7 protein-coding genes and 2 pseudogenes are annotated in these 12,734 nt (G+C 54.5%); 2 read left to right on the forward strand and 7 right to left on the reverse strand.

Annotation, left to right across the window (positions count from 1 at the left end; translation table 11 throughout):
• Positions 1-153: 153 nt before the first annotated feature.
• The 4 genes and pseudogenes from fbaA to tkt all read right to left on the reverse strand — a co-directional run bounded on the left by fbaA (position 154) and on the right by tkt (position 5,883).
• Complete coding sequence (gene fbaA, locus JNO11_RS15650) at positions 154-1,233, reverse strand: class II fructose-bisphosphate aldolase (RefSeq protein ID WP_010248835.1); 1,080 nt, start codon at positions 1,231-1,233, stop codon at positions 154-156.
• 105 nt (positions 1,234-1,338) lie between these two features.
• On the reverse strand, positions 1,339-2,502 hold the full coding sequence (gene pgk / locus JNO11_RS15655) for a phosphoglycerate kinase (RefSeq protein ID WP_010248837.1): 1,164 nt from the start codon (positions 2,500-2,502) through the stop codon (positions 1,339-1,341).
• A 51-nt stretch (positions 2,503-2,553) separates the two neighbouring features.
• Positions 2,554-3,574, reverse strand: a pseudogene (gene epd, locus JNO11_RS15660) (erythrose-4-phosphate dehydrogenase).
• Between the two features lie 314 nt (positions 3,575-3,888).
• On the reverse strand, positions 3,889-5,883 hold the full coding sequence (gene tkt, locus JNO11_RS15665; RefSeq protein WP_033785631.1) for a transketolase: 1,995 nt from the start codon (positions 5,881-5,883) through the stop codon (positions 3,889-3,891).
• Between the two features lie 271 nt (positions 5,884-6,154).
• Here tkt and JNO11_RS15670 point away from each other — a divergent pair, with 271 nt between their 5' ends.
• Positions 6,155-6,910, forward strand: coding sequence for a M48 family metallopeptidase (locus JNO11_RS15670; protein ID WP_010671064.1), 756 nt, complete (start codon positions 6,155-6,157; stop codon positions 6,908-6,910).
• 55 nt (positions 6,911-6,965) lie between these two features.
• On the opposite strand, the gene JNO11_RS15675 is transcribed toward JNO11_RS15670, so the two are convergent.
• The 3 genes and pseudogenes from JNO11_RS15675 to speA form a co-directional block, all read right to left on the reverse strand.
• Complete coding sequence (locus JNO11_RS15675) at positions 6,966-7,376, reverse strand: YidB family protein (RefSeq protein ID WP_010248845.1); 411 nt, start codon at positions 7,374-7,376, stop codon at positions 6,966-6,968.
• Positions 7,377-7,573: 197 nt separating this feature from the next.
• Positions 7,574-8,494 carry an agmatinase gene (speB, locus tag JNO11_RS15680; RefSeq protein WP_010248847.1) on the reverse strand — a complete coding sequence of 307 codons (921 nt, stop codon included), beginning with the start codon at positions 8,492-8,494 and terminating at the stop codon, positions 7,574-7,576.
• A 169-nt stretch (positions 8,495-8,663) separates the two neighbouring features.
• Positions 8,664-10,641: pseudogene (speA, locus tag JNO11_RS15685) on the reverse strand (biosynthetic arginine decarboxylase).
• A gap of 843 nt (positions 10,642-11,484) precedes the next feature.
• Here speA and metK point away from each other — a divergent pair.
• Entirely contained in the window at positions 11,485-12,636 is a 1,152-nt protein-coding gene (metK, locus tag JNO11_RS15690; protein WP_010248851.1) for a methionine adenosyltransferase, read from the forward strand.
• Positions 12,637-12,734: the final 98 nt, after the last annotated feature.

The raw sequence follows: 12,734 nt of genomic DNA on the forward strand, positions 1-12,734 counted from the left end.
AAACTGCCAGATGACATCCGACACCCTGCCATCAAGGGTAATCAATTATCTCCTTAAGCGCCAAACCGACCGGCGTTTAACCCTGCTTTTCCAGAAATTGTGCATAAAAAAAGGCCCTTTCGGGCCTTTTTTTGTACGGTAACGACTCGTCAGTTACAGCACGTCGACAGCGTTAAGCTCTTTGAAAGCCTGTTCCAGACGCACCACCATAGAGGCCTGGGCTGAACGCAGCCAGACGCGTGGGTCGTAGTATTTTTTGTTTGGCTTGTCAGCGCCTTCCGGGTTACCCAGTTGCGACTGCAGATAGCCTTCGTTCTTTTTGTAGTACTGCAGGATGCCGTCCCAGGTTGCCCATTGGGTATCGGTATCGATGTTCATCTTGATCACGCCGTAGCTGATAGACTCTTCGATTTCTGCAGCAGAAGAACCTGAACCGCCGTGGAAAACGAAGTCCAGCGCGTTGTGCGGCAGGCCATGTTTTTCACACACATATTTCTGCGAATCGCGCAGAATGGTCGGAGTCAGTTTCACGTTACCTGGCTTGTAAACGCCGTGAACGTTACCGAATGATGCCGCAATGGTGAAGCGCGGGCTGATAGCATTCAGTTTTTCGTACGCGTAGTTCACATCTTCTGGCTGGGTGTAGAGTGCAGATGCGTCCATATGGCTGTTATCAACGCCATCTTCTTCACCACCGGTGCAGCCCAGTTCGATTTCCAGCGTCATGTCGAGTTTCGCCATGCGCGCCAGATATTTGCTGCTGATCTCGATGTTCTCTTCCAGTGACTCTTCTGACAGGTCGATCATGTGAGAAGAGAAAAGAGGCTTACCGTTTTTCTGGAAGTACTCTTCACCTGCGTCCAGCAGACCATCGATCCATGGCAGCAGTTTCTTGGCACAGTGGTCAGTGTGCAGGATAACCGGCACGCCATACTGCTCAGCCATCAGGTGGACATGGTGCGCACCCGCGATAGCGCCGAAAATTGCCGCGCCCTGTGGTTTGTCAGTTTTGAAGCCTTTACCCGCGATAAATGCAGCACCGCCGTTAGAGAACTGGATGATGATTGGCGCTTTAACTTTCGCCGCTGCTTCCAGTGCCGCATTGATGGAGTCAGTGCCGACGCAGTTTACGGCTGGCAGTGCGAATTTGTTCTCTTTCGCAACTTTGAAGATCTTCTGTACGTCATCACCAGTGACAACGCCGGGTTTTACGAAATCAAAAATTTTAGACATGATTGTGTCCTGTTTCGTGACCGTTGTTCCCCTTGAGGAACGTCGATTTAAACGCCCAGACGGGCAAGACTTCAGGCGATGCCGCCAGGCATCGCCCCCAAAGGATTACTGCTTCGCACGCTCTTCCAGCATGGCAACTGCAGGCAGTTTTTTGCCTTCCACGAACTCAAGGAACGCGCCGCCGCCGGTAGAGATGTAGGAAATTTTGTCTTCGATGCCGAACAGGTCGATAGCCGCTAAGGTATCGCCGCCGCCTGCAACAGAGAAGGCATCGCTGTCTGCAATGGCGTTAGCCACGATCTCGGTGCCTTTACGGAAATTAGGGAACTCAAACACGCCCACCGGGCCGTTCCACAGGATGGTTTTAGCATCCTTCAGGATGGCAGCCATCGCCTGTGCGGTTTCATCACCAAAGTCCATAATCTCTTCGTTATCCGCAACTTCCGAAACCTTTTTCACGGTAGCGGTCGCAGTTTCAGAGAATTCTGTGCCGACGCGTGAGTCAGTTGGAACCGGAATACCGTGCTGATCGCGCAGGCCTTTAGCCGCTTCAACGAAGTCTGGCTCATACAGAGATTTGCCGACGTTGTTGTCGATAGCGACGAAGGTGTTGGCAATGCCGCCGCCCACAATCACGGTGTCCGCGATTTTGACCAGAGATTGCAGCACATCAAATTTGGTAGAGACTTTCGAACCCCCTACCACAGCCACCAGCGGACGCTCCGGGTTGCTCATGACTTTACCCAGCGCTTCCAGTTCTGCAGAGAGCAGCGGGCCAGCACAGGCGATAGGGGCAAATTTGCCGACGCCGTGGGTAGAAGCCTGCGCGCGGTGCGCAGTACCAAAGGCGTCCATCACAAATACGTCGCACAGAGCAGCATATTTTTTAGACAGTGCTTCGTCATCTTTCTTTTCGCCTTTGTTAAAGCGAACGTTTTCCAGCACAACCAGTTCGCCAGCGCCGACTTCAACGCCATCGAGGTAATCTTTTGCCAGGGTCACGGTGGTGCCGCTAAGCTTGTCTTTCAGGTAGTTAACTACCGGCAGCAGCGAGAACTCTTCATTGTATTCACCTTCGGTCGGACGACCCAGGTGAGAGGTAACCATTACTTTCGCGCCCTGTTTCAACGCCGCTTCAATGGTTGGCAGAGAAGCACGGATACGTGCATCAGACGTCACTTTACCTTCTTTAACCGGTACGTTCAGATCGGCACGGATCAGAACGCGTTTACCAGCCAGATCCAGATCGGTCATCTTAATTACAGACATGGTGAATCCTCTCGTTGATTCTCATAAGTTTTGCCAGACGCATACCGCGTCTTACCTGAAACCGCTTGCGGCCATCGCTAACGTCGTGTCGAGCATTCGGTTAGCAAAGCCCCATTCGTTGTCACACCAGACCAGGGTCTTGATAAGGTGTTGACCGCTGACCCGCGTTTGTGTTCCGTCCACAATGGCACTGTGCGGATCATGGTTAAAATCTACTGAGACTAACGGTAATTCCGTATAGTCAACTATACCACGAAATGTCCCTTCTGCCGCGCTTCGCAACAGGGTGTTAACTTCACACGCCGTCACCGCCTGATGCACAGAAACGCTGAGATCAATGGCCGTCACGTTAATCGTCGGGACGCGAACGGCTATCGCCTCGAAGCGATCGTTGAATTTCGGAAAAATACGGGTAATGCCTGCCGCCAGGCGAGTGTCCACCGGGATGATCGACTGACTGGCTGCACGCGTACGGCGCAGATCGCTGTGATAGGCGTCGATCACCTGCTGATCGTGCATCGCCGAGTGGATCGTGGTGACGGTGCCGGATTCGATACCAAACGCATCATCCAGCAGTTTAATCACCGGGATAATGCAGTTAGTGGTACAGGAAGCGTTGGAGACGATGCGGTCACTGGCGGTGAGTAACTGCTGGTTAACGCCATACACCACTGTGGCGTCGAGATCGTTTCCGCCGGGATGAGAGAACAGCACTTTTTTTGGCGCCAGCCTGAAGATGCGCTTCGCCATCAGCGCGTGAGCCATAGACGCCGGTGCAGTCCAGCACCACATCCACGTCGAGTTCACGCCACGGCAGATCGGCAATGGCTGCACGGTGCAAAATGCGCAGGGTATCGCCACCCACCCACATTACATCGCGCTCCTGGCGGACATCGAAAGCAAAACGGCCATGGCTGGTATCGTATTTCAGCAGATGCGCCATACCGGTAGCTTCTGCCAGCTCGTTAATCGCGACCACGGTGATCTCTGCACGTCGGCCCGTTTCATACAGCGCGCGCAGGACGTTGCGTCCAATCCGGCCAAAACCATTTATCGCTACCCGTACCGTCATTTCTCTCCTGCCACGTCAGACTGAAAAAAACGTGCCGTTAGCCTGAGCGTTTCACTGCATTTTGTACAGGAGATTCTTACCCGGCATTGTCCGAAACCAGGGCGATTTGCCTGGCGACTGAAACGGTTCAGCTACAATAATAGAAGGAAGGAATAACAGGAATGATTGTGATCAATCTGGCTGCTTAAATTTGGATCTACGTCACAAATTAAGGCAAAAGGCGGTTATTACTGCAGGAATAAAAAAATAAAAGGGACGAAAATTTCGTCCCTCTGTTTTTACAGTCGGGCGGGAACAGGCCCGCCTGACCGGTTTTACGCCAGCAGCGCTTTCGCTTTCGCGACGACGTTGTCGACGGTAAAGCCAAACAGTTCGAACAGCTGATCGGCAGGTGCAGATTCGCCGAAGCTGGTCATGCCCACGATAGCGCCGTTCAGGCCGGTGTATTTGAACCAGTAATCAGCGATGCCCGCTTCGATTGCGACGCGTGCGCTGACCGCTTTTGGCAACACGGATTCACGGTACTCATCACTCTGCTTGTCGAAGGCATCCGTTGATGGCATAGAGACCACGCGCACTTTGCGGCCTTCGCTGGTGAGTTTGTCCCAGGCACCGACAGCCAGCTCAACTTCGGAACCGGTGGCGATCAGGATCAGCTCAGGCGTGCCATCGCAATCTTTCAGCACGTAACCGCCGCGCGCTACGTTAGCCAGCTGTGCCGTGTCACGATCCTGCTGCGCCAGGTTCTGACGGGAGAAGATCAGCGCAGTCGGGCCATCTTTACGCTCAATGGCATATTTCCACGCCACCGCGGATTCAACCTGGTCACATGGACGCCACAGGCTCATGTTTGGCGTGGTGCGCAGGCTCGCCATCTGTTCAACCGGCTGGTGCGTCGGGCCATCTTCGCCCAGACCGATAGAGTCGTGGGTGTAGACCATGATCTGACGGATCTTCATCAGTGCCGCCATACGCGCTGCGTTACGCGCATATTCAACAAACATCAGGAAGGTCGCGGTGTAAGGCAGGAAGCCGCCGTGCAGCGCCAGGCCATTGGCGATTGCGGTCATACCGAACTCACGCACGCCGTAGTGGATGTAGTTACCCGCAGCATCTTCGTTGATCGGCTTAGAGCCAGACCAGATTGTCAGGTTGCTGGGTGCCAGATCGGCTGAGCCGCCCAGGTATTCCGGCAGAATTTTACCGAAAGCTTCAATAGCATTCTGTGAGGCTTTACGGCTGGCGATCTTCGCCGGGTTCGCCTGCAGCTGCTCAACGAACTTCTGCGACTCTTCCTGCCAGTTAGCTGGCAGTTCGTTGCTGACGCGGCGTTTAAACTCGGCAGCCAGTTCAGGATGAGCCTGTGCGTAAGCGGCGAATTTCTCATTCCATGCAGACTCTTTCGCCTGGCCCGCTTCTTTCGCGTCCCACTCAGCGTAGATATCAGAAGGAATAACGAACGGCGCGTGGTTCCAGCCCAGCTGTTTGCGGGTCAGTGCCACTTCATCATCACCCAGCGGTGCGCCGTGTGAATCATGGGTACCGGCTTTGTTCGGTGAACCAAAACCGATAACGGTTTTGCACATCAGCAGGGAAGGCTTGTCGCTGACGCTTTTCGCTTCCTCGATCGCTTTCGCAATCGCATCCGCATCGTGACCATCGACGCCGCGCACCACGTGCCAGCCATAAGCTTCAAAGCGCTTAGCGGTGTCGTCGGTGAACCAGCCATCAATGTGACCGTCGATAGAGATACCGTTGTCATCATAAAACGCCACCAGTTTGCCCAGCTTCAGCGTACCGGCCAGTGAGCAGACTTCGTGCGAGATACCTTCCATCATGCAGCCATCACCCATGAAGACATAGGTGTTGTGGTCTACGATGTCATGACCCGGACGGTTGAACTGTGCTGCCAGCGTGCGCTCAGCAATGGCAAAACCGACTGCGTTAGCGATGCCCTGCCCCAGCGGGCCGGTAGTGGTTTCAACGCCCACGGTGTAGCCATATTCCGGGTGACCTGGAGTTTTTGAGTGCAGCTGACGGAAGTTTTCCAGTTCGCTCAGGGGCAGATCGTAGCCGGTCAGGTGCAACAGGCTATAGATCAGCATTGAGCCGTGACCGTTAGAGAGCACGAAACGGTCGCGGTCAGCCCACAGCGGGTTGGTTGGGTTGTGGTTCAGGTAGCCGCGCCAGAGTACTTCAGCGATGTCCGCCATGCCCATTGGGGCACCCGGATGTCCCGATTTCGCTTTCTGTACTGCATCCATACTTAACGCACGAATGGCGTTGGCAAGCTCTTTACGAGAGGGCATTTTCTACTCCAGGTCGGATTAATGCTTCGCACCTTAACTTATTGTTATTAATGAGTTACCGGGCAAAACAAGGAAAAAGTTGCCCATCAATGTACATGAGAAACGGGGCAAAAGTACATGCTGTAAAACGCTAAATGCAGCCGCTTCGTATGGCTTTTCCAGCCATATCTGCTAGCAAAGTGCAGACTGGCACGCTATAACCAAATCGTTTATTCACCTGTCTGAGTTTCAGGTGTTTGTTTTTCTTACCTTGTTATGAATGGGATACAGCATGAAAATCAAAAAAATGGTATTAGCGCTTGGACTGACGACGCTGCTCAGTGGCTGTCAGGGTTTAGACAATAATGCGCTGATGCAGTCGGGCGCGCAGGCGTATCAGGCTTATACCCTCAGCGACGATCAGGTAAAACAGCTGAGCGATAAATCCTGTGAGCAGATGGACAAAGATAATCAGATTGCGCCTGCTAACAGTGATTATCAGCAGCGTCTGAACAAGATCGCGGCGGCGCTGGGCGATAACATCAACGGCGTACCGGCTAACTACAAGGTTTATCAGACCAAAGATGTCAACGCCTGGGCGATGGCAAATGGCTGTATTCGTGTTTACAGCGGTCTGATGGATATGATGACTGACAATGAAGTGGAAGGCGTGCTGGGTCATGAGATGGGCCACGTCGCGTTAGGTCATACGCGCAAGGCGATGCAACTGGCATATGCCACAACCGCGGCCCGCACCGCAGCCGCCTCGGTTGGCGGCGTGATTGGTTCACTGTCGCAGTCGCAGCTGGGTGAAATGGGTGAAAAACTGGTGAATGCGCAGTTCTCCCAGACGCAGGAATCACAGGCGGATGACTACTCCTACGACCTGATGAAGAAGCGCAATATCGATCCAATGGGCCTGGCCACCAGCTTTGAAAAGCTGGCGAAGATGGAACAGGGACGTCAGAGTTCGATGTTTGACTCGCATCCCGCCTCTGAAGCGCGCGCAGCGCATATTCGTGAGCGAATTGCTGCCGACGGCAAGTAATTCCGCCGCTGAGCGCGCATGCATCCGGCGTGCGCGCTTAGCCGTGCGAAGTCCGCTAGCGCTTAAATATCTGATCCACCATCGAGCCCAGATCCAGCTTATTGTCATGCAGCGCCTGTTCATCCATGTGTCCCTGCGGCGACATTTTATCAATCAGCTGCGGCAATAGCGCGGCCAGCGTACCCGATGCACCTTTCACATCGGTGCCGAGTTTGTCGGCCAGTGACTGCAGTTCATCCTGACCAAAAGCAGACTGAATCTCACTGTGGCCAACCGGATGGTTATCGCCGGTGCCGATCCAGGAACCAAACACCTCACCCAGCCCGCCCTGCTGGAATTTTTGCAGCAGCACTTCAATACCGCCCTGCTCCTGCACCCAATGCCAGACAGCCTGTAACTGTCCCGGCGGATGCCCTTCACTCTGGTTGCCATCCAGTGCGCCAGCCAGTTCATCAAGAAAGCCCATGATTATCTCCACTACGCCATTTTTACGCTGTAAGTTTAGTTGCAGATAGGGGTTCGCGCCTGACGGTTACCCGTCGGGGTCAGAAGGGAATCGATCGGATCATGGCAAAGAGAGGAAGATCACAGCAGCGGCGTCCGCCCGACGGACAGGACGCCGCGTTCAGCGCCTGCCGGACTGAAGCCGGCAGGCAGCAGGCATCAGCCTTTGTTTACAGCCTGAACATGCAGCATATCCAGCGCCAGCGTAGCCGCTGCCAGTGCCGTCAGATCAGCATGATCGTAACCCGGTGCGACTTCCACCAGATCCATGCCGACAATGTTCATGCCCTGCAGGCCACGGATCAGCTTGGTCGCTTTATCGGTGGTCAGGCCGCCAATCACCGGCGTGCCGGTGCCAGGCGCATGCGCCGGATCCAGACAGTCGATATCGAAGGTCAGATAGACCGGCAGATCGCCGACGGTGCGTTTCACTTCGGCGAGGATATCGTCAACGCTGCGGTCATTGACCTGCGCCGCATCCAGCACGTTGAAGCCCAGGCTCTTGTCGAATTCGGTGCGGATACCAATCTGCACTGAGTGCTGCGGATCGATCAGACCCTCTTTCGGCGCGGTAAAGAACATGGTGCCGTGGTCAAAGGTCGGGCCGTTGGAGTAGGTGTCGGTATGCGCATCAAAGTGCACCAGCGCCATCTTGCCGAAGTGTTTTGCATGGGCGCGCAGCAGTGGCAGTGTGACGTAGTGGTCGCCGCCAAAGGTCATCATGCGCTTGCCATTGGCCAGCAGTTTTTCAGCATGGGCCTGCAATTTGTCGGAGAGATCCTGCGAATCACCGAAGGCGTAAACCAGATCGCCGCAATCGACGACGTTCAGACGCTGACGCAGGTCGAAATCCCACGGCCAGCGGCAGCCTTCCCAGGCCAGATTGGTGGAGATCTGGCGAATCGCGCCCGGACCCAGGCGGCTGCCCGGACGACCCGAGGTCGCGGCATCAAACGGCACGCCGGTGATAACCCACTCGGCGTCGCTGTCGTAAGGCTGAAAATTCAGCGGAAAACGCATGAAACCAAAGGCGTTAGAAACCAGGGAGTTGTCGTACTGATTGCCAAGCGTGTTATACATAATTGCTCTCTCTATGTGCGTAAGTCGGGCCAGCCCGCAAACCATTAAGGTTGAGATGAAAAAAATCCCCTCCGCGTCGTTAGGCCCGACGAGGAAGGGATTGAGTAAGTCAGATTATCGACATAGTTAACGGCAACTGCAATATGCGATTACCGGTCGCCAGGATCGATTATTCATCTTCTAAATAGGTATAGCCGTAGAGGCCGCTCTCGAATTCTTCCAGGAACTGCGCGCGCAGCTTCTTCGTCGAGATCGGATGCCTGAACCTGATTGCGGAACAGCGCCATCAGCTCGTTAGGATCAAGCTGCACGTAACGCAGCATGTCCGCCACGGTGTCGCCTTCATCGGAGAGCTGCACTTCCACATCGCCATTTTCGCGTGCGTAGACATCCACCGCTTCGGTGTCACCAAACAGGTTATGCATGTTGCCCAGAATTTCCTGGTAAGCACCCACCATAAAGAAGCCCAGCATGGGTGGGTTATCAAGGTCATATTCCGGCATCGGCATGGTCGTCGCGATACCGTCGCCATCCACATAGTGATCGATGGTGCCATCGGAGTCACAGGTGATGTCGAGCAGCACGGCACGGCGCTCCGGCTTCTTGTTCAGCCCTTCCAGCGGCAGTACCGGGAACAGCTGATCGATACCCCACGCATCCGGCATTGACTGGAACAGCGAGAAGTTAACGTAAATCTTATCCGCCATCCGCTCCTGCAGTTCGTCGATGATTGGACGGTGTGCACGGTTGCTCGGATCGAGATGCTGCTGAATATAGTGGCAGATGCTCAGATAGAGCTGCTCAGCCCATGAACGCTGCTTGAGATCGTAGGTGCCTGACGAGTAGCCGGTATGGATATCAAACAGATCCATCTGGCTGTCATGCAGCCATTCACGCAGCGAACGGCGGGTACTTGGCTCGTGCATCTCCTGCCAGGTTTCCCACATGCTGAGGATCGGGCGCGGCGCATCCGCATCCGGCGTTTCAGGTTCGCTGAACTCGTTGCGCTCCACACCAATGATGTTGGAGACCAGCACCGTGTGGTGCGCGGTTACCGCACGGCCCGACTCGGTGATCACCGTCGGATGCTCCAGACCGTGCTCATCACAGGCAGCACCAATCGCCCAGATCACGTTGTTGGCGTACTCATTCAGGCCGTAGTTGACCGAGCAGTCAGACTGCGAGCGCGTTCCTTCGTAATCGACGCCCAGACCGCCGCCGACGTCGAAACATTTGATGTTGACGCCCAGCTTGGCCAGTTCGACATAGAAGCGCGCCGACTCACGCACGCCGGTAGCGATGTCGCGGATATTGGACATCTGCGAGCCCAGATGGAAATGCAGCAGCTGCAGGCTGTCGATGCGACCCGCTTCACGCATGATCTCAACCAGTTTCAGCACCTGGGTGGCTGACAGGCCAAACTTCGACTTTTCGCCGCCGCTCGACTGCCATTTACCGGAGCCCTGCGAAGCCAGACGTGCACGGATACCAAGACGCGGCACCACATTCAGACGCTCTGCTTCTTCCAGCACCAGCCGCACTTCGGTCATCTTCTCCAGCACCAGATAGACCTTATGGCCCATCTTCTCACCGATCAGCGCCAGACGAATATATTCGCGATCTTTATAGCCGTTACAGACGATCACCGAACGGGTCTGACCGGCGTGCGCCAGCACCGCCATCAGCTCGGCTTTTGAGCCCGCTTCCAGTCCCAGCGGTTCGCCAGAGTGGATCAGTGACTCAATCACGCGTTTGTGCTGGTTAACTTTAATCGGGTAAACCAGGAAGTAGTCGCCTTTGTAACCGTAGGATTCACGCGCACGTTTAAAGGCGGCGTTAATGGAACGCAGACGGTGTTGCAGGATCTGCGGGAAGCAGAATAAAGCAGGCAGACGCTGGCCCTGCGCTTCGCGCTCTTTGACCAGACGAGCTAAATCGACGCGCACGTCAGGACGATCCGGATCGGGACAGACACTGATGTGGCCCAGTTCGTTAACGTCGTAATAGTTGTTGCCCCACCAGGCGATGTTGTACGTACGCAACATTTTGCTCGCATCCTGATCGTTCATTGCAACCTCCTGCATGGAGCGGAGTGTACCCTGTTCGCCAGCTGACGAACCTTTGATATTCTTCATGTCGTCAGACATCGCGAACCTCAATTTTCCGTTGAAAGATGAAACTGTTAACCGGCTTTATGGCCGCTAATCTGAAAACCTGTTGCCACATTAAACGCAATGTCCTGTTCACCTGACGTTGCCGTCAGCGCGATTCACGCATGAGAGTTAAGTGTAAAACACCCGGGCCATCTCCGTTTAAACAGAGAACATTTAACTGATCTGTATTGACCATGGATAACCTGCGTCGTTCCGCTGCGCGTGCGCAGAGAAGAGACAAAACCGATCGAGCAGAGATAAAGATTAGCCTGCGCCTGTGTCGGTAAAATTACCGCATCGGACATCGCGTCGGCAGGAAAGAGAAACAGATGGGAGGCAGGAGAGAGCCAGCGCAGCGCCGCAGCGCAGAGAACCGGAAGAAGAAAAAGCGTGGTTCATTACTTGTATCACCTCCGCATATGCCAGGGGCACATGGAAAACAACCTGGGTGAAAGCCAGACCAGAGTCTGACAGGCGCGACGCAAACAGTGGCGTCATCCTTGCTGCTGCTATCAAAGCAGCGGCGTTTTATACAGTTTACAGCCGTAAAATGCAAAAATATTATCGGGGAATTGCGTGTAGCGTCAGCAAATTATGCCGATAACAGAGACAGGTTAAAGGCTGAAACAGAAAAAGGGCTGGTAATTGGTTTACCCTCTATCCTAAAATAGCCGTCCAGATGGTTTTCCATCTAAACAGGTTACTATCCAGGCGGTGTTGGCCTGCTGTGCTGACACAACTTCACTGCTCGCGGCTTTGCCTGAAGGGGCGTCAGGTCAGACCACCTCACTGGCGCTATGCAGTCGTACTCAAACCATATTTAAGGTAAAGAACAGAATGGCTAAACACCTTTTTACGTCCGAGTCTGTATCAGAAGGACATCCCGATAAAATCGCCGACCAGATCTCCGATGCTGTGCTGGATGCGATCCTTGAACAGGATCCTAAAGCGCGCGTGGCCTGCGAAACCTACGTTAAAACCGGTATGGTGCTGGTTGGCGGTGAAATCACCACCAGCGCCTGGGTTGATATCGAAGAGATCACCCGTAAAACCGTACGTGAAATCGGCTATGTCCATTCCGATATGGGCTTTGACGCCAACTCCTGCGCGGTATTAAGCGCGATTGGTAAACAGTCTCAGGATATCAATCAGGGCGTTGACCGTACCGATCCGCTGGAACAGGGCGCGGGCGACCAGGGCCTGATGTTCGGCTATGCCACTAACGAAACAGACGTGCTGATGCCTGCGCCGGTGACCTATGCGCACCGTCTGGTACAGCGTCAGGCTGAAGTGCGTAAAAACGGCACCCTGCCGTGGCTGCGTCCGGATGCCAAGAGCCAGGTCACTTTCCAGTATGACGATGGCAAAATCGTGGGCATCGATGCAGTTGTGCTCTCTACCCAGCACGCTGAATCCATCAGCCAGAAAGATCTGCAGGAAGCGGTGATGGAAGAGATCATCAAGCCGGTTCTGCCCGCAGAGTGGCTGAGCGCCTCGACCAAATATCACATCAACCCAACCGGTCGCTTTGTGATCGGCGGCCCGATGGGCGATTGCGGTCTGACCGGTCGTAAAATCATCGTAGACACCTACGGCGGCATGGCGCGTCATGGTGGCGGTGCGTTCTCGGGTAAAGATCCATCTAAAGTTGACCGCTCTGCAGCCTATGCGGCACGTTACGTGGCGAAAAACATCGTAGCGGCCGGCCTGGCTGACCGTTGTGAAATCCAGGTCTCCTACGCTATCGGCGTGGCTGAACCCACTTCTATCATGGTGGAAACCTTCGGCACCGAGAAAATCTCTACCGAACAGCTGACGCTGCTGGTGCGCGAGTTCTTCGACCTGCGTCCATATGGTCTGATCCAGATGCTGGATCTGCTGCACCCAATCTATAAAGAGACCGCAGCTTACGGTCACTTTGGTCGTGAACATTTCCCATGGGAAAAAACCGACAAAGCTGCCCTGCTGCGTGAAGCGGCTGGCCTGTAAGATTACCGGCTGCACATAAAAACCCTGCCACTATGGCAGGGTTTTTTTATTGCCTTTTCAGCCCCATTGCTAACCGGAGCAATTTTGCTCCCGCTCCC

It is taken from the genome of Pantoea sp. 1B4 (assembly GCF_016925765.1).
GTDB classification, from domain to species: domain Bacteria; phylum Pseudomonadota; class Gammaproteobacteria; order Enterobacterales; family Enterobacteriaceae; genus Pantoea; species Pantoea agglomerans.